The following is an 18,613-nucleotide window of genomic DNA, read 5'->3' as shown; positions in this document are numbered from 1 at the left end:
TATCAGGATCTAATGGATTACAAAGCGGCTGTAGGTGCTATAAGACTTTCAGCTTTGGATGAGTTATCGCCTTGTCACATGCGCATAAGCCGGAGTTATGTGGGGCGGCCCGCCGTTGACAATCATCACCAGGGGCTGCGAATTGGCTCAGGATTACTAAAGAACGTCATGCTGCGTAAATGCCAAACACATTGCTGACTTATTTCCTCAATGATCGCTGGCGCAGTCTGGTTTGGCCTTGCTGAAGTGTTTACATGGAACGGAATAAGCGACTTTTGGAACACATATCGCTTTGGTGATTGACCCGGTTATGGCTATTGCTCCGTCACGACAAGAGAACATTCCGGTAGTTGATATGTAGCGTCTGATCATTTACGAGCGACCTGATACCGGGTACTGCGACCACCACCCGGCAATTTCTCAATACATCCTTTATTCAATAAATAAGACAAATGTCGGGTAGCTGTTGCCTTGCTGACTTTTGCCACCTTCTGGTATTGCGATGCACTGATCCCGGATTCAAACCCTTTCTCCCCGCCGTCGAGTAGCCGGTTAAGTACTTTGATCTGCTCATCGGAAAGCCCCGTATCGTGAAATGCCTGCCAGAACCGCGTTTTGTGTAGTGTACGATCAATCTTTCTCAACGAGGCTTTGATCGTTTCATCGAGCATTTGTAAAAACCAGAGCAGCCAGTGGGTGATGTCCACCTTCCCACGCTGGGATTGTTCCAGGATCTGATAATACGCTTTGCGATTATCCAGAATCGCGCTGGACACAGCGTAGAGCCGGATGCTTTGGGCATCGGCTTGTGCCAGGGCCAGGTCGGTAATAGCCCGGGTTAATCGCCCATTACCATCATCAAAAGGATGCAGTGTCACAAACCAGAAATGACTGATGGCAGCACGAAGCAGGGGATCACACTTTGGATCGTTTCTGCTCTGGTTAAACCAGTCAAAGAATCGCTCCAGCTCTGAGGTCAATACACTTCTTGGCGGTGCTTCAAAATGAACGGTGGGCCGATCAATACGTCCGGACACCACCTGCATGGGTTCATCGCTCCTTAACTGACCTGCCTGAACCTTGTGAAAGGTAAACTCTGTATTGGGAAACAGCCAGCGGTGCCATTGGAAAAGACGATCCAGACTCAGAGGGTCATCCAGGTTAGTGATTGCATCCAGCATCATTTCTGCCAACCCTTCGGTTCGCTCGGAAGTCGGGTAGGCAGTGTCATCAGTACCTTTGAGATTCAGGCGTTTCGCCAGTGATGACCGGACAGACTGGGCATTAAGGCGTTCACCTTCGATGGCAGAAGAGGTGATGATGTTTTCCAGCAGGGTGTCCAGTGCAGAGGCTTCTGCTTTATCACTCTGGGTAGTGCTGGCTTTTCCTAACAGGACTCCCAAGCTGAAGCGAACTTCTCTGAGCAGAGGTAATACAGCCTCTTCTTGCCAGCAAAACTGGGGCCAGTCTTTGTTTTGCCAGATCCACAGCGTTGGTGAATAATCGGTCATTTACGGGTTTACCCAAGATAGTGAGCCGGTTGTGAATCTTAATCGACTCAAATTATGAGCTAAATAGTAGTATTAATTGGCTCAAACAACAAGATTACAGGGTCAATCAAAACTACTGAACACAACATCAGTCACAACTAATTCCGTAAATCTGCAAAAACGGATTGTTCGGATATACTAAAAGATTCCGTCAGAAACTATGGGAATATCGATTATTAACTCAGAATAAAGTCCGGGAATCATTTAAATGCGAGCATCACAATCAAATCCTTTAGTCATTGATAGCGTTTCTATTCCCGGAGGTGGAATTCTGGGCATGGCCGTTGCACCCGGTAAAAAGGGGCAGTCAATGTTTGGAGAGGACTGGAGCCGGGATCTGGCTAAAGACATTACCGCTATAAAAAAATGGGGCGCAGTGCTGGTGATCTCTCTGATTGAAGAACATGAGTTCCACATGCTGGGTATCAATGAGCTTGAAGATGAAGTTAACAAAGCAGGTATGCAGTGGCTGCATTTGCCGATAAAAGATTTCTCCATTCCTGATGCCCGATTTGAACAGCATTGGCAGCAGTCTGTTAATACGATTTATCGTTGCCTGGACCAGGGGAAGAAAGTATTGGTTCATTGTCGTGGAGGGCTTGGGCGCACCGGACTGTTGGTTGCCAGACTGCTAATGGCCTATGGTGCATCATCTGATGAGGCTATTTCAAATGTACGAAAAGCCAGGATCGGAGCCATAGAAACCAGGGAACAGGAAGATTACGTGCGGTCTATGCCCTCGGGCAATCACCCTGTCAACACTAAAGCAAAAAAAGTTTAACAAGCCGCACAAGAAAACACTGTCTCATTCAATGCTTTCTGGTGCAGCCTGATATCGCTGCGACCACGATGTTTATCTTTACGGTTATAAGTACTCAACCATACGAAATCATATTTTCTGACTTATTGTTCAGGCACTCGCGGCAACTGCTCCTGCGTTGCTCTAGCTCCTGCATCCATGCAGTCGTGATGCGTTGCAACTCTGGTCACATAGATTGCTATGTTCCCGTCGTTGCGCCTTGCAGAGCACCTGCCCAATAAGCCAGAAATATTCGATTCCGTATGGCTTAGTACTTAGCGGTTTTTCAGCTCTTCCCGACGTTGGCGAAACATAGGGCCTTGCATCAGTTTCAGCACCGCCGAAGGCGAGTGCTTACGAGCGTTTTTTTGCTTTTTCATTGTTCGGTCTCCTGAATGTTGTTGGTATCTTTCCATTCCGGCCTTGAATGTTGCCTTCATCCTGGTAATACACGTTGCGCACTGCAAACCTGGATTCATGGTTTCAGGTTTCAATCACTCGGTAACTCCAGACCATTGCTACTTCTCTTTTTTCCTAGTGCAGCCAAGCCTTGATATCCATACAGGCCACTCGTTCCGATACTCTGAGGTCGTCATTCCCGCGAAGGCGGGAATCCAGCGCCAACAGCGGGTCTCTGCCTTCTCGCGGATGAAAAGGCCAGGGGGACACCGGGCAGTATGGTTCTGGTGATGAGTCTGTGTGGATTCCCGCCTTCGCGGGAATGACGGGAGTGAGGCCGGAAATGACGTGAGGGGAACGGGTTTTGCGACACCCTCTGTTGCGTGGGAACGAGGGGTGTATGGATATCAGAGCTTAGCTGCACTAGCCTTTCACATTAACGATCTGTCGCAGTGTGCACACGACCTCAACCAGATCGTTCTGCAGGCTCATGACCTTATCGATATTTTTGTAAGCGGCGGGAATTTCATCCAGTACGCCTTTGTCCTTTCTGCACTCTATGCCCTGTGTCTGATCTTCAAGATCACGAACAGAGAAGGTTTTTTTGGCAGCGGTACGGGACATGCTCCGTCCAGCTCCGTGAGCGCAGCTGCAAAATGCTTCGGGATTGCCTCTGCCACGGATAATGTAAGACCTGGCTCCCATAGAGCCGGGTATAATGCCCAGTTCGTTGTTTCTGGCCCGGATGGCTCCTTTACGAGTTACCCAGACTTGCTGGCCATCATGTAGCTCCTGCTCAACAAAGTTGTGGTGGCAGTTAATAGCTTCATTGATGACGGTGAACGGTTTCAGATGCTGGTGCAATACGTTGAGAATACTGTTCATCATGTGTTCCCGGTTCAGCAGGGCGTAGTTTTGTGCCCATGCCACGGCTTCAACGTAATCATCAAAGTGGTCCGAGCCTTCCTTCAGGTAGCCGAGGTCTCTGTCGGGCAGATGAATCTGCTGCCTTTCCATGTCTTTTCGAGCCAGATGAATAAAGTACTGACCTATCTGGTTACCGATACCCCGGCTTCCGGAATGCAACATTACCCATACGTTGTCGTGTTCATCCAGGCACAGTTCAATAAAGTGATTGCCAGAACCCAGACTGCCCATCTGACGAACAAACTTGTCCCGATTGCCTCTACGAACAATATCCGGATGCTTTTCCAGAATACGTTGCAAGCCATGAGCAACAGATGAATCTCCGGCTATTTGCGCTTCTTTATGCTGTCCGCCGGCTCCAAGGGGAATAGCCTTTTCAATATCATGCCGGATGGCCAGAAGGTTGTCCGGCAGATCAGAGGCTTTCAGCGATAACTGAACCGCATTCATGCCACAGCCTATATCGACGCCAACTGCGGCAGGAATAATGGCTTCTGTGGTAGCAATAACCGATCCTATTGTTGCACCTTTGCCCAGATGGATATCAGGCATGCCAGCCACATGTTTGTGAATAAAGGGCAGGCTGGCGACTTTACGCATCTGTTCAAGTGCCTGTGGGCTGACCTCATCCGTCCAAATCTTAACTGGCTTTTGGCTATCGGTACCCTCTAGCAAAGTAATCACTGGCATGATGTTGCACCTCTCTTATTTTTTTCAGCGGTATGGTCCAAAATTTTATGGAGCAGGTGATTGATGGTCTCAAATGATCCCACAGTCGTTTGCTGGCTGCCCTTGAAGGCTTCCAGCACAGAGAGTTGTGACTCCATGAATTCATTCAGTCCCAGCATAGCCTGAATGGTTTTCGTTTCGCTACTCCCCAGGCGCAGCTCCCGGATTCAATGGCATAGTGAATAATGACGTTGTGGTCTTTAATACGTTCTAAAATCTCATCTCTCATATTGCGCTCCCTGAAAGTTGATGGCTTGCTCATTGATTGTTTCAGATGTACTGAATGGTTAGACCAAATGCCGTGCCAATAAGTTCATTATGAGCTGAAAAAAAATAAGGCACTGATATGTAGAGGTTTAATTTTAAGCTATCCTCAAGTTCTCCAGTGTTTCTGTGACGACAGGACAGGTTACCTTCCCTTTGACGTTTATCTTCCCGTACCTGTTCTTCATTTTTTGCCAGCGCTGAACCCTGTGTATCGACAGGTTGAGCCTGGCGTGGGCCTTCACAGTACAAGTTCCCTTTGCCTTGTTTGTCAGAACTAACAGAGCCGATGGATTCTTACCATCACCGGGCACGAGTATACCTTGCACTTTTGTCTGTTTGCGTCAAGTATACAGAGCTGCATCAGTAATGCCGGTTTCTCTTTTTTAAGCTGAGCCACGAAAACATTACTGGCTAGGAGCCTGACCGAGAATAGTCTGCCCTATGCGGCAACTGCTCCTGCGTTGCTCTAGCTCCTGCATCCATGCAGTCGTCGGCAACTGCTCCTGCGTTGCTCTAGCTCCTGCATCCATGCAGTCGTCGGCAACTGCTCCTGCGTTGCTCTAGCTCCTGCATCCATGCAGTCGTCGGCAACTGCTCCTGCGTTGCTCTAGCTCCTGCATCCATGCAGTCGTCGGCAACTGCTCCTGCGTTGCTCTAGCTCCTGCATCCATGCAGTCGTCGGCAACTGCTCCTGCGTTGCTCTAGCTCCTGCATCCATGCAGTCGTGCGACGGCAGCAAATTGGTCTGAAAATCCGCTTTTGTTCGTCAAATAGCTCGCTATTCTCCTCACAAAACCGAATTTTCATCCTCAATTTTCTGCCGTCCTCGCTACGGGGTCGCCTAGACGGGCGCTATTCTCGGTCAGGCTCCTGGCAGCCTGTCGGACTTAAGACTGTCCTACTGCGGTTGCAATAAATTGGTCTAAAAATCTCTGTTTCTTCGTCAAATAGCTCGCTATTCTCCTCAGAAACAGAGATTTTTATCCTCAATTTCTTGCAATCCTCGCTACGGACGCTTAAGTCCGACAGGCTGCTAGCATCACCTTCTGGAAAATGGGTTCTTCCATTTTTTGCAGCAGCGAGCCAAAACAGTCTCTTTTTATCTGCTCTCACTTATTGAAAGTCATGTATCAAAAGAGGCGATATCTATCCTGACGTAGGGGTTACCTATATGTCATTTATTTATGAAGCCAAAATATTATTCTACCGCTTTAGAGTATTAGTTACGCTAACATTCATATTTTTAGATGTATGTCCCAGCTCTATGGCGGGGTCAGATCTGATGCCTCCCCCACCCACGATATCCTCATCAGGAGGAGCAAGCGGCGGTGATGATCGTGACCCATGTCACTGGCAGAAACGCTGGGTGAAAATTGGTCAACAAACATTTTATGTGCATGCCGAAGATGAAGAACTCCTTCAGCAGCTTTCACAACAACTTGAGCAGATGCGAAATGCTGGGATGCTTATCCCCTATAGCATCAATCGGGGAGCCAATCTCTTTCCAGGTGAATGGATACCGCAAGCAATAAGAAGACTGATGGTACGCTATCCAAATGGAGTGACTATTTTTTCAGCCAGTGTCTGTTTTGCCGGAATGATAGCTTATTGCAGATATAATGGAATCAGTGGCACGTTAAGTCCAATACTGCAAGGTGCCGGCTCGGCCACTTTCGCACACATGATGTTTTTTGTAAATCTATGCCCTTCTTACTTACAGCGACCATTAATAGTTGGTTCTATAGGTGCGTCTGTCACTAATACGATTTGTAGAAATGCCATTGCTCATCATCGTTCACTATTAAATGCACGCAGGACTACAGTTATAAATCCTCAAGTTGTTTTTCTGGAGCTACGGGAAGGCCAAATTCAAATGTTGAATGCTGATCAAGATGTAATTGTGCAAGCACAAGCAATAAGACCGGATGATGAACACAATATTGATGATAGATTACTTACTCATACCCGAACTTTAATAAGAACATCGCTAAACTATTTTTGGCAAACATATCATTGGCTTATGCACCTTTATTTCCGTTATCGATAATTGATGTTTCAAGGAACATAACCGCCTGCTTCAGCCGAGCGCTGGCAGGCGACTAAAAGTCATACACGACTACCAATGTGTAACTTACGGGAAAATTCTACCTATACCACGACTGGATCAATGGATACGCCAGCATATCCAGACGGACGCTCAAGTCCGACAGCCTCCTGGAGACCTTCGAAAACCCGATTTATGTCGCGTTTATAGACTACCTTTTTGAATTTATAGTATGAAAGGTTGAGGTGAGGTCGTTATGCACTATTTTGGGCTGGTTTTTCTAATTGTCTACTCCAGTTGCATTTTTGCATTAGATAGACAAAAGCGATACACAGAACCCACTCAAGTTGTTGCACCTGGCTTGCTACCTTGGGTTGTTAAAATGACAAATACCGGTGGCACTTTTACTGGAGTATTGATATCAGACAGACATATAGTAACGGTTGCTCATGCGTTAGATTCTTTTCCGGATGCTGACTGCCTTAAGGCTCATTTTAAAAATGCTTTGACTCCATTTTCGGTTAAAGCAAGCAGATATATATTGTACTCGAAATTTGATTCTTCACGAATTATTTATAATTATGACTTTGCGATAGTTGAGCTAGATCAAAAAATTTTTCTGGATGAGAAAGGTATAAAGCTACCCTTAATCGATAATAAAACATATTTAATAAATGATTTATATAAAATCAATCCCATTTACGCTGCTGCTTATTCAGATCACGATGCCTTGAAGAAAGTGATTCTTACATGGTTATCAGTTAAGAATTCAGTTTATGAGTTAAATTATGCTGGTTATGCAGAAAATGGCAATTCCGGAGGCCCCCTATTCTACAGCATGAACGGTACTGCATATTTATTAGGATTACTTGACGCAAGCGCTGGCGTGGCTGGTGGCGTAATTATCTTCGAAACCCTATCAAAATATCTTGATTTTATCGTAGATAATACCAGTTTAGAAAAGTCTCAAAAAGATAATTGGAAGGATGTTTTTTGTATTTTTGACATTACTGTTGGCATTGGAGCTGGTGTTGTTGGCACTCTTCTTGGAATAACAGCCATTCTATATGTAAGTAGAAAGCTCAAAGAAACCCGCATGACAGGAGAAACAATATAATTGGGATAGGGCAGAGTCTCACAACTCTGCATCTCACTGACCAGGATCAATGCAGATCACCCAGGGATTATGGGAAAGAAAAGGCGTGTTAAACCGCTTTCAATAAATGCACACCGTCGGGCAATTATTATGTTCATGTTCACCTTCTTACGGGTATAGGGGATGCCTGCAAACAGGGCAGTGTTTTAACCTGTTTTGAACCATCGCAAGGCCGCACTCCCCGTGGACCTGGTGGGAGCAGGGAAGGACAAAACGGCTGCCGGGGACCTCTTCCAGACAGATGCAGCAGGTTTCGCGCCCTGAGATTTGCCGGCATTTGTGCGTGCTTTGTAAATTTATATCAAGGCAAAGGTTGCAAACATCACAGTGAAAGAGTTTATCCTTGCTCCTATGGCAAGCATCACATTTATCGCAGTGGAACATGGATCTTTCGCTAGAGGTAAAGAGTTTGCAACGTGCACAGAAATATTCCGACATTTGCTGGTGGCAGCCAGGGCATTTCTGGGAGTTTTCTGTAATGTCCCCCTCATATTTGCAGAGAGAACATTGAAACTGTTTTGCATCAAACGGCAGTTTATTCGTAACCTCGCATAGATCACTTTCGTTATGACATCTATGGCAGGGGAAATAGAATCTGCAGCAGTCAAATTTCAGAAGGCAGAGTCTGTAGTAATGAAAACAGAGCGACATTGGTTTTTTTTGTACAGATGTCGTCGACTGTGCCTTCGACGGGCTGGTCGTTGAAATCGGTTGCTGCTCTCCATGGGGCATATCGTCTACTGATGGTAGCTCTGAATGCTCATTGGATGAGTTTGTCGCCTCATACGAAGGGGTTGCAAGCTCATTGTGAGTGCCCGACTGCTGGTAAGAACCACTATGCCCGGCACCATTGCTTCCCATCGGCGGGCTGGCGGCTGTCATAGGTTCTTGCGCCCAATGGGGCATAGCGTTTAATGATTCTCGTAGCTCTCTGAGCACATACTGCGCCTTTTCAAGTTGTTTACTAAAGCATTCGTTTTCAGCCTGCAGGTAGCTCACGCAGCTCCGTAATCCCTGGTTATCTGTATTTAACGCTTGATTCTGCCTTCTTAACCCTTCAGCCTCCATTCTTAACTCTCGATTCTCTTTGCTTAGCCCTTTAACTTTTTCAGTTAACTCTTCAATCTGTTGTCTTTTATTTTCTTGTTTTTCCTGAGCTCCTCTTTTCAGCTCAACTTCGATTCTTAGCCTGCTGTACTCATTTAAAACAGTTTCCAGCTTTTCTAAACCACAATTGATAGTTTGAAATTCTTGATTGTTGGGGCTGTCGCCTGCATTAGATGGATTTCCCGGAGTAATCGCTGGGGTATCTGAAAGTAGTCCGTGGGTATACTTCATCGGTGCAGGCAGGGATGGTTGGGAATAAGGTTGCCGAGTGAGAAGGGAGTTGTCGGCAAAGCCAGAGGCTATTGTTCTGTTAGAAGTGCTGTCTCTACTAATGATTGCAGCCCCTTGCAGTGGAGGCTGCTGTGGTAAAGTGTAAGTTTTTAACTGAATCAACAGTCGATTTAAGAAATGTTTTAATTCATGAAACGATGGGTGTTGAGGGAATTGTGTAACGGTATATAAAAAAGAGGTGGAAAGTGTAAATGACTGTGCGCCAATAAGAATATCTAGCCTTACTTCCGGATCTGATATTTGTCCTAACGGATAAAGAATAAGTTCAAGTGGGTTGGAACGGAGCAGGAACAATTGAACGAAGTACTCTGCAAAGCAACATTTTTCAAATTGTCCTATAGGTGGCTGTTGGCTGGATTGGTTGACTCTGTGGATTATATCCCGAACAATTTTATACAAAATGATCAGGTTCTTGTTTCCAGCTTCGGACAGAGTCCGGTCAGGTGGAATTATCGGCTGGAGTTCAGACGGAATCTTAATATCATCCAAAGTCCGTGTTTTATCACTGGTGGCTTCTATCAGCTGTTCGATAAAACGGTTGCGTGTTGAGTTTTCGTAGAAGGAACGCTGCAGCTTCAATATCGCCTCAAGGGGCGTGAGACTAATGCCCTCGGTGTTTGTGCTTTTTGTTTCCAAAACCTGCAAACGCAGAGGCATGTTCAGCTCAACCAGTATTTGCCTCAGCTTAAAAACGGCATCGGGATCGTCGCTTTCAATGATGGCTACAAGTTGCTTCGCCAGTACCTGAAGGTCTTGAGTCCTGCTGTTTTTTTCACTTTCTTTTCCATTGTCGTCTTTTCTGTTATTACCATCTCCACTGCTATCATTGTCTTCTCGCTGTGAATTGCGCTCCTGATCTTCAGGGGCACCTTTTTTTTCTTTTTGATGGTCGTTATTTTCGTTCTTTAGTGATTTATCTTGTACCTTATCCGATGACTCCCCATCCCCATTACCTGCCTTTAATACATCAGCATGATCTGTCTTCAAGGCAGTGTACTCAAGAAATAGTTTTAGACAGTCAAGCTGCCACTGAAGGCTCTCGCTGGCTGGGCAAGTAGTGGCGGCACGCTGGAAGAGGGTGTTCCAGAAATTAACATCGGTCAGTTGTTCTATATTCAGGAAGTTAAGCCAACCAACGGGTATAACGGCCTCACTGGAAGAGCCGTCGGCATTGACGCGTGTCATTTTCAGACGCGCCGGGGATCGCTGTTCCGCAAACGAGACAGAATCCTTGCCTATGGACATCAGCCAGTTGATGACGGGTTTCAGGATAACCAGGTCAATTTCGAAGAATCCCGATGGTCTTCCCCCTCCGCCTCCCGGGGGGGGAGGCGAATAGAAGAAGCCTCCATTACCGCCACCGGTAAAATCGGTTTTGCCAGCGAACCCGGCTCCTTTCAATGTGATTGTGTTATTTCGGGTTTGCCCGATTTTCAGCCCAATGTCGGGCAGGTTGTCGGGATAGAGCAGAAGGGTCAGCGGGCTAGCCTGGGTTTTGTCGTTCAGCGGTTGATCGGTGGTTACAGAAATAAGCTCTGGTCTGTCCGCCGTCGTGGATTTCAAGCGAACCAGTGCGCTATTCTCAGAGGCACCTTGTGAGAGAGGCCGGAAGACGGGTGTTTGCTTCTCATTTGGAAGCACTAGCTTATAGCAATAGTCACTCAAGTCGTTCGTGACCCATATTGCGATACTGTTCAAATCAGTTGGTACCACAGGTGCCTTAAAGCAAAGAATGCTGTTTCGGTCATTGAAGCTTTCCGAAAGCAGCAAACTCACTTGCCAATGACTCACATCCCGGGGATCTGTATCGTCGCTGATTTCAATCTGAACTCTTTGTCCATCGGGATTATGTCGGTCGATGATGGTTGAAGAATAGACTGATGGCACAACTACGATAGTTATCAGAGAAACAACAAATGCTATGAATAAACGACAAATTTGCATTCGAATCCCTCAAAAAAGGCTGTGTCAATAATATCAATTCCATTCTTTTCGCCTGATAGCAAACGGCAGGACAATCCGTTTTGACTTTCTGTTCTGGAAAAATAAAGGAACATCATTGGTTGATTTCATTATTTGTTGTAGAAACAGAGAATAGCCAAAAATTTCTGAATCGCTAAACGGTTAATTGTCTTGTGCCAGAGTGCTTTTCGCTGAATCAACTTCTTTGCCAGAAAAATACTTGTCTATCTGGCCAGTTAAGTATTTACAACGGGTTTTTCGGATGAGCTTTCTATTCAATCAGTCTTCCTTCCATAACTCAGTGATTGTTGCCTTGTGACCACCCATCGCCATGGGACCTCTGCCGGCGGTCACCACAAAGCGACTATCGTTGCTGAAGGAGGCTGGTTTTATCGGACCACCATGTCGGATGGTGACTTCATGTTTCCATGTTGCATCGCCCCTACGGCTATAGATTTTCGCCCTTCTATCTACACCAGCGGTTAACACAAAGCGGCTATCGGGGCTGAAGGTGGCTGATATCACTGGGTCATAATGGCGGATGATGGTTTCTTCTTCCCATAATCCATCATCCGTCAGGCTATAGATTTTTGCTTTACCATCTTCACTGGCGGTTATTACATAACGGCTATTGGCGCTGAAGGTGGCTGAGTTAATCATACCTTTATGGTGAATGGTGGCATCTTCTTTCCATGAGCCATCATCTTTCAGACCATAGATTTTCGCCTTTCTATCATCACTGGCGGTCACCAGATGGTGGCTATCGGCACTGAAGCTGGCTGAATTGACCGTCTTATCATGGGTAATGATGACACTTTCTTTCCATAAACCATCGCTCCACTGGCCAGTGATTTTTACCTCGTTATCCTTACCGACAGTCACAATATGGCTGCCATCAGCACTGAAGCTAGCTGATTTGACCGGAGTATTATGGCGAATGGTCATTTCTTCTTGCCATGATCCATCGTTTTTCTGAGCAAAGATTTTCGCAGTATGATCCTCACTGGCGGTCACCAGATGGAGGCTATCTGCACTGAAGATGGCTGAGTTGACAGTGTTGTCATGGACAATGATGGCTTTTTCTTTCCAGACTTGATCGGCTCGCTTGCCAGCTACTGTCACCCGATTTTTGTTTTTTATAGTTACAAAAAGCTGACCATCGGCATTAATTTCAACGACTCTCTCCCTTTGCCCATTAGATACAGTCAGTACATGGTTGCCATCGGCACTGAAGGAGGCTGATTCGATCGAACCACTATGGTGAATAGTGGCTTCTGTTTCCCAGGTTCCATCGTCCTTTTGGCCAGTAATTTTCGCCCTGTGATGCCTGCCGACAGTGACCACATGTCGTCCATCCTGACTGAAGGAGGCTGATTTGATCGGACCATAGTGGCTGATAGTGACTTCTTCTTGCCATGATCCATCCGCCTGGTAGCCATAGATTTTTGCCGTTCCATCGTCACTGGCGGTTATTACCAGGTGGCCATTGCTGCTGAAGACGGCGGAGTTGATCTTATATTTATGGATAATCTCAGCTTTTATAACCGGATGAATTATTTTTCGCAGGATACTTACATACTGTAAATCATCCGATGCCTGGCTGTTATGTCTGCAAAGTTGGACAAAATGATATAAGACTCCATGACATGCTTCTGCTTTATTCCATTCGTTCACTGCTCTGGCAGCAATATCTAATGAGTAACAACCGTCGTATTTATCCAATAGCCCATTTAAGTCTTTAAGTTTGTTCCTTAAGCTAATCAATTCTGCGCGACAAACAGGGCAGGTTTTAACTGTCCTGTTTCGCAGTCTGGTTTGCAGCCACTGATACAAACAATGCACGTGAAAAAGGTGTTTACATGGCGTTTTCATTATACTTGCCGTGTGTGACCCATAACAGACTGAACAATTCTCGTCAGTAACTTGCGCTTGTTCCAGTTTGAATGCACTGTCGCTGAAAGCACTAATGTTGATTAAAGCATTCAATGCTGTTTTTTCAGTGACATCGGAGGTTCTACCCTCACTAACAGAAGATGATACACTTCCCCGGCGAGCTCGCTTTGGTGGTGGCGAGTATGAACCTGAAATGCTGGAGTTATTATTAATTCCGTCCATGTCTGGCTCCTCCAAAGTTAGCGTTTATTTCCGGTTAGCAAAGACAGTAAACATTGATTCTGTAAATCAGAATGGGTTTTAGCATGAAAGTTCATAACATCTTGTTTAGCGCAACGGATAAAGTTTCTTTCAGCACCTACAGGGTGATGTTATCCAGTGACAGCAGACAAAAAATGATGTCTCCGCAGTTCAGTGATTTTTACCATGCCATACTCGCTGGAGGTGATCACCTGGCTGCCATCAGCGCTAAAGGTGGCCGATGAGAGCCAGTCATCATGAACAATGGTGGCTTTTTCTGACCAGGACCCATCATCTTGCTGACCAATGATTTTTGCCGTTTTATCAAGGCTGGCAGTCACCAGATGGCGGCCATCAGGGCTGAAGTTGGCTGATATGACGTGACTCTTATGGGAAAAGGTGGTTTTTACTTTCCACGAGCCATTGGCTTTTCTGCGGTAAATTTTTACTCTGTGATCGTAGCCGACAGTCACCAGATGGTGGTTATCGGTGCTGAATCTGGCGGATTTGACCCAGTGTTGAATGGTGGTATTTTTTTTCCATGATCCATCGGCCTCCTTGCCATAGATTTTCGCCTTCCGATCAGGAGTGTTGGCGATCACATTGCCAGTGTCGGCTCTGAAGATGGCTGACAAGACGTTACTAACATGGGTAATGGTATCTTTTTCTTCCCATGATCCATCGTACTTCTGGCTATGGATTGTCACCGTGTTATCAGAGGCGGTTAATACATGGCAGCCATCGATGCTGAAAATGGCATCATAGAAAAAAGTCTCATTGGGAAGGGTGGCCGTTAGCTCCCATGATCCATCGTTCTTTCGACTATGGATTTTCGCTGTATAATCCCAACTGGCGGTCAGGATATTTCGACCATTGCTGCTAAAGCTGGCTGATTTGACGATACCATTATGGTGAATGAGGGTGTTTGGCTCCCATGATTCATCACAACTCAGATCATATATCTTCGCCGTACCATCCGAACTGGCGGTGACTGCATGATGACCATCGGGGCTGAAAATCGCTGATCTGACCCGTCCTTCATGGGCAATGGTGGTATTTTTTTCCCATGTTCCATCAGGCTTATGGCCGTAGATTTTTGCCGTATTGTCTCCATTGGCGGTCACCAGATAGCGGCCATCGGCACTGAGTGCGGCCGAGTAGACTACATTGATGCTTCCAATTCGGATGAGATCGTCAATGTTGGCTTTAGTAACCAATTCAAAGGTATCACATTCAGACATCAGCTTAGCCTTGGTGAAAAATAACAGACCAGGTAAATAAACACTCGTCGGTCGGCGATCTGCGAGTGAATCGGCTAACGCTTTATTATTCGAAAATGACTCAAACCATGCACGGAGTTGATCCTTGTTTTTTGTACTGAGGGTCATCCTTAGTTGCTGCTGATGTGCTGAAGTAAACTGGCGATACCAGGCTTTTGCCAGAGCGTTATCTTGCTTGATAACGTCGCGAAGACGGGTAGATACCTTTTGTAAACTGCGAATATCCCGAAGTTTCAAATGGCAAAAAATCATGGAAAGTGTATCTGAGGCCAAATCCTGTAATGAAAGTTTTTGCTTTTCTTTCTTGTCAGCTACTGTGATGGACCTACCCTGATGGTCAGCCGTTAGTGCCAGCGCTCTGGCTCTGGCTCGCGTCAGTGGAGGTTCAAAACCGGAATTATTGATTCCATGCATGTCTGGATCCTACAAAGTGGGTGTTTAATCTCGATCATCAGGGAGGTTTAAAAATTATTTAGTTAGTCAGAGACATTTCCAGAATGAAAGTTCATAACAGGTTGGTTAGTGAAACTGACAAAATGACTTTCGGCCCATGCAGAATAGTGTCACCCACTGACTGCAGACAATAAATGATTCCTGCGTAGTTCAGTGATTTTTACTATGCCATCCTCACTGGAGCTGATCACCTGACTGCCATCGGCATTAAAGGAGGCCGATGAGAGCCAGTCATGATGAACAATGGTGGCTTTTTCTGACCATGAGCCATCGTCCTGCTGACCAATGATTTTCGCCGTTTTGTCCCGGCTGGCAGTCACCAGATGGCGGCCATCAGGGCTGAAGGTGGCGGATGAGACAGAATCCTTATGGGAAAAGGTGGCTTTTTCTTGCCACAAGCCATTGGCTTTTCTGCCGTAAATTTTTACTTTGTAATCGTTGCCGGCAGTCACCAGATGTCGGCTGTCGGGGCTGAAGGTGATCGAGCTGACAGCTTCCCCTTGATTGAAGGCACTTTCTTCCCATGACCCATCGGCCCTCTTGCCATAGATTTTCGCCTTGCCATCCAAACCGGCAGTGGCCGCAAAGCCATTATCGGCACTGAAGGTGGCTGACATGACAAAACCATTATGGGGAATGATATCTTTTTCTTCCCATGATCCATCGTACTTCTGGCTATGGATTTCCACCGTTTTATCAGAGGTGGTTAATACATGGCAGCCATCGATGCTGAAAATGGCTGAATGCACAAAAGACCGATTGGGAAGGGTGGCCGCTAACTCCCATGATCCATCGTTCTTGCGGCTATGGATTTTCGCTGTGCCATCCCAGCTGGCGGTCAAGACATGTCGACCATTGGTGCTGAAGCTAGCTGAGTTGACGATACCATGATGGTGAATGAGAGTGTTTGGCTCCCATGATTCATCACAACTCAGACCATATATCTTCGCCACATGATCCGAACTGGCGGTGACTAAATGATGACCATCGGGACTGAAAATCGCTGATTTGACCCGTCCGTCATGGGGAATGGAGGTTTTTTTTTCCCATGTTCCATCAGTCTTATGGCCGTAGATTTTTGCCGTATTGTCTCCATTGGCGGTCACCAGATAGCGGCCATCGGCACTCAGTGCGGCCGAGTGGACTGTATTGATGCGTCTAATTCGGACGAGATCGTCAATGCTGTTGGTTAAGTGTGTGTTATAAGTTTTGTCAATGGTGGCTTTAGTAACTAATTCAAAGGTATCACATTCAGACATCAGCTTTGCCTTGGTGAAAAATAACAGACCAGGTAAATAAACACTCGTCGGCCGACGATCTGCGAGTGAATCGGCTAACGCTTTATTATTCGAAAATGACTCTAACCATGCGCGGAGTTGATCCTTGTTTTTTGTACTGATGGTCATCCTTAGTTGCTGCTGATGTGCTGAAGTAAACTGGCGATACCAGGCTTTTGCCAGAGCGTTATCTTGTTTGATAACGTCACGAAGGCGGGTAGATACCTTTTGTAAACTGCGAATATCCCGAAGTTTCAAATGGCAAAAAATCATGGAGAGTGTACCTGAGGCTAAATCTTGCAATGAAAGTTTTTGCTTTTCTTGCTTCTCAGCAACAGAGACGGACCTGCCCGCATTGTTACCCGTTAGTGCCAGTGCTCTGGTCTGGGCTCGCTTCAGTGGTGGTTCAAAACCGGAATTATTGATTCCATGCATGTCAGGATCCTGCAAAGCGGGTGTTTGTTCTTGATCACCGGCGAGGGTTAAAAATTGTTTAGTTAGTCAGAGGCATTTCCAGAATGAAAGTTCATAACAGGCTGGTTAGTAAAACTAACAAAATGACGTTCAGTGCCTGCAAGATGGTGTCACTCAGTGACAGCAGACCATGAATGATTCCTTTGCAGTTCAGTGATTTTTACTATGCCATCCGAACAAGAGGTGATCACCTGACTGCCATCAGCGCTAAAGGTGGCCGATGTGACGAAGTCATCATGGGCAATGGTGGCTTTTTCTAACCATGTCCCATCATCCTGCTGACCAATAATTTTCACAGTTTTCTCATAGTAGGCAGTAGTCAGCAGATGGCGACCTTCAGGACTGAAGGTGACTGATGAGACCGCCCTGCCATGGGAAAAGGTGGCTTTTATTTCCCAAAAGCCATCAGCTTTTCGGCCGTAGATTTTCGTGCCATCGCTGCTGCCAGTGGCTAGATGTCGGCCATCAGGACTGAAGTTAGCCGATTTGACCAGATTCCTGTGTTGAATGATTTTATTTTCTTCCCATGATCCATTGGCCTTCTTGCTGAAGATTCTCGCCTTGCAATCCTTACTGGTGGTGACCACATAGCCACCATCGGCGCTGAAGGCGGCTGACATGACAGAACTATCATGGGGAATGGCATCCTTTTCTTCCCATGATTCATCAGCCCTCTGACTATAGATTTTTGCGGTATTATCCCAACAGGTGGTTATCAGATGGCAGCCATCGTTGCTGAGGGCTGCTGATTCGAGACGAAATCCTAGGGAAAGTATGGCTGTTAATTTCCATGATCCATCGCGCTTGTGGCTATGGATCTTCACCTCTCCGTCGAGACTGCCGGTCAATACATGTCGGCCATCGGTGCTGAAGGCGGCTGAATGGATCTGATAATAATGGAGAATGATGATTTTTCGTTTCCATGATTCATCGCACCCCAGATCATATATCTCTGCCGTGCAGCCCGCACTGGTGGTGATTACATGGTGTCCATAGGCACTAAAAATCGCTGATTCGACCAGTCCGCTATGGGGCAGGGAGGTTTTTTTTTCCCATGTTCCATCAGCCTTTTGGCCGTAGATTTTTGCCGTTTTGTCGCCATTGGCGGTGACCAGATAGCGGCCATCGGCACTGAGGGCCGCCGTGCTAACTCGATTGCGGTTTAATATACGAAGGTATTCAGCAATGCAGTTCGCTGAGTTGGTATCATAAGTTTTGTCAATGGTGGCTTTAGTGACTGATTCAAATGTTTCACATTGAGACATCAGTTTAGCCCTGGTGAAAAATAATACCGGTGAATAAACACTCGTCGGCTGGCGATCAGTGAGTGACTCGAGTAACGCCTGATCATTGGAAAACGGCTCAAACCATGCACGGAGTTGATTCTCGGTTTTTGTAGTGAGGGTCATCGTGAGTTGATTCTGGTGTGCTGAAGAAAACTGGCAATACCAGGCTTTTGCCAGAGTGTTATCTTCCTTGATAACGTCGCGAAGGCGGGTACATACCTTTTGTAAACTGCGAATATCCCGAAGTTTCAAATGACAAAAAATCATGGAAAGTGTATCTGAGGCTAAATCTTGCAATGAAAGTTTTTGCTTTTCTTTCTTGTCAGCTTCAGTGATGGACCTACCCTCGAGGTTACCTGTTGGTGTTAGTGATAGAGCTTGAGCTTGTTTTAGTGGTGGTTCAATAACGGAATTATTATTTATTCCATGCATGTCTGAATCCTGCAAAGTTGGTGTTTATTTTCGATCACCAGGGAGCT

General features: G+C 46.2%; 13 protein-coding genes. 3 read left to right on the top strand and 10 right to left on the bottom strand.

What is annotated here, in order from left to right; all coding sequences use genetic code 11:
• Positions 1-368: 368 nt before the first annotated feature.
• Positions 369-1,511: a Fic family protein gene (locus ACOJUN_RS21115; RefSeq protein ID WP_422133854.1), complete on the bottom strand. Its 1,143-nt coding sequence runs from the start codon at positions 1,509-1,511 to the stop codon at positions 369-371.
• Between the two features lie 247 nt (positions 1,512-1,758).
• On the opposite strand from ACOJUN_RS21115, the gene ACOJUN_RS21110 reads away from it, so the two are divergent.
• Positions 1,759-2,331 carry a cyclin-dependent kinase inhibitor 3 family protein gene (locus ACOJUN_RS21110; protein ID WP_422133853.1) on the top strand — a complete coding sequence of 191 codons (573 nt, stop codon included), beginning with the start codon at positions 1,759-1,761 and terminating at the stop codon, positions 2,329-2,331.
• 552 nt (positions 2,332-2,883) lie between these two features.
• Here the strand turns inward: ACOJUN_RS21110 and ACOJUN_RS21105 are convergent.
• The 4 genes from ACOJUN_RS21105 to ACOJUN_RS21090 form a co-directional block, all read right to left on the bottom strand.
• The gene (locus tag ACOJUN_RS21105; protein ID WP_422132603.1) at positions 2,884-3,018 is read right to left on the bottom strand and encodes a hypothetical protein; all 135 of its coding nucleotides are present in this window, start codon (positions 3,016-3,018) and stop codon (positions 2,884-2,886) included.
• 153 nt (positions 3,019-3,171) lie between these two features.
• Complete coding sequence (locus ACOJUN_RS21100; RefSeq protein ID WP_422133852.1) at positions 3,172-4,365, bottom strand: RtcB family protein; 1,194 nt, start codon at positions 4,363-4,365, stop codon at positions 3,172-3,174.
• A gap of 145 nt (positions 4,366-4,510) precedes the next feature.
• Positions 4,511-4,633, bottom strand: coding sequence for a hypothetical protein (locus ACOJUN_RS21095; RefSeq protein WP_422133851.1), 123 nt, complete (start codon positions 4,631-4,633; stop codon positions 4,511-4,513).
• A 133-nt stretch (positions 4,634-4,766) separates the two neighbouring features.
• Positions 4,767-4,997: a hypothetical protein gene (locus ACOJUN_RS21090; RefSeq protein ID WP_422133850.1), complete on the bottom strand. Its 231-nt coding sequence runs from the start codon at positions 4,995-4,997 to the stop codon at positions 4,767-4,769.
• Between the two features lie 845 nt (positions 4,998-5,842).
• Here ACOJUN_RS21090 and ACOJUN_RS21085 point away from each other — a divergent pair.
• Positions 5,843-6,718, top strand: a complete 876-nt coding sequence (locus ACOJUN_RS21085) for a hypothetical protein (RefSeq protein ID WP_422133849.1) — start codon at positions 5,843-5,845, stop codon at positions 6,716-6,718.
• Between the two features lie 253 nt (positions 6,719-6,971).
• The gene (locus ACOJUN_RS21080) at positions 6,972-7,832 is read left to right on the top strand and encodes a trypsin-like serine protease (RefSeq protein WP_422133848.1); all 861 of its coding nucleotides are present in this window, start codon (positions 6,972-6,974) and stop codon (positions 7,830-7,832) included.
• A gap of 147 nt (positions 7,833-7,979) precedes the next feature.
• Here ACOJUN_RS21080 and ACOJUN_RS21075 read toward each other — a convergent pair whose 3' ends face one another.
• The 5 genes from ACOJUN_RS21075 to ACOJUN_RS21055 all read right to left on the bottom strand — a co-directional run bounded on the left by ACOJUN_RS21075 (position 7,980) and on the right by ACOJUN_RS21055 (position 18,566).
• Complete coding sequence (locus ACOJUN_RS21075) at positions 7,980-11,156, bottom strand: CHY zinc finger protein (protein WP_422133847.1); 3,177 nt, start codon at positions 11,154-11,156, stop codon at positions 7,980-7,982.
• 354 nt (positions 11,157-11,510) lie between these two features.
• Complete coding sequence (locus ACOJUN_RS21070) at positions 11,511-13,346, bottom strand: RING finger domain-containing protein (RefSeq protein ID WP_422133846.1); 1,836 nt, start codon at positions 13,344-13,346, stop codon at positions 11,511-11,513.
• Between the two features lie 149 nt (positions 13,347-13,495).
• Positions 13,496-15,058 (bottom strand): F-box/WD repeat-containing protein, encoded by a 1,563-nt coding sequence (locus ACOJUN_RS21065; RefSeq protein ID WP_422133845.1) that lies wholly within the window; start codon positions 15,056-15,058, stop codon positions 13,496-13,498.
• A 149-nt stretch (positions 15,059-15,207) separates the two neighbouring features.
• The gene (locus tag ACOJUN_RS21060) at positions 15,208-16,809 is read right to left on the bottom strand and encodes an F-box/WD repeat-containing protein (RefSeq protein ID WP_422133844.1); all 1,602 of its coding nucleotides are present in this window, start codon (positions 16,807-16,809) and stop codon (positions 15,208-15,210) included.
• Between the two features lie 149 nt (positions 16,810-16,958).
• On the bottom strand, positions 16,959-18,566 hold the full coding sequence (locus ACOJUN_RS21055) for an F-box/WD repeat-containing protein (RefSeq protein WP_422133843.1): 1,608 nt from the start codon (positions 18,564-18,566) through the stop codon (positions 16,959-16,961).
• Between the last annotated feature and the right edge of the window lie 47 nt (positions 18,567-18,613).

The sequence above is a fragment of the Endozoicomonas sp. ALD040 genome (assembly GCF_049275945.1).
GTDB lineage: Bacteria > Pseudomonadota > Gammaproteobacteria > Pseudomonadales > Endozoicomonadaceae > Endozoicomonas_A.
This window is presented reverse-complemented; position numbering and strand designations above follow the sequence as displayed.

Coding starts and splice junctions, on each gene's coding strand:
- ACOJUN_RS21100 (WP_422133852.1), bottom strand. CDS start 4,365: ATGCCAGTGATTACTTTGCTAGAGGGTACCGATAGCCAAAAGCCAGTT.
- ACOJUN_RS21070 (WP_422133846.1), bottom strand. CDS start 13,346: ATGGACGGAATTAATAATAACTCCAGCATTTCAGGTTCATACTCGCCA.
- ACOJUN_RS21095 (WP_422133851.1), bottom strand. CDS start 4,633: ATGAGAGATGAGATTTTAGAACGTATTAAAGACCACAACGTCATTATT.
- ACOJUN_RS21065 (WP_422133845.1), bottom strand. CDS start 15,058: ATGCATGGAATCAATAATTCCGGTTTTGAACCTCCACTGACGCGAGCC.
- ACOJUN_RS21115 (WP_422133854.1), bottom strand. CDS start 1,511: ATGACCGATTATTCACCAACGCTGTGGATCTGGCAAAACAAAGACTGG.
- ACOJUN_RS21085 (WP_422133849.1), top strand. CDS start 5,843: ATGTCATTTATTTATGAAGCCAAAATATTATTCTACCGCTTTAGAGTA.
- ACOJUN_RS21055 (WP_422133843.1), bottom strand. CDS start 18,566: ATGCATGGAATAAATAATAATTCCGTTATTGAACCACCACTAAAACAA.
- ACOJUN_RS21110 (WP_422133853.1), top strand. CDS start 1,759: ATGCGAGCATCACAATCAAATCCTTTAGTCATTGATAGCGTTTCTATT.
- ACOJUN_RS21080 (WP_422133848.1), top strand. CDS start 6,972: ATGCACTATTTTGGGCTGGTTTTTCTAATTGTCTACTCCAGTTGCATT.
- ACOJUN_RS21060 (WP_422133844.1), bottom strand. CDS start 16,809: ATGCATGGAATCAATAATTCCGGTTTTGAACCACCACTGAAGCGAGCC.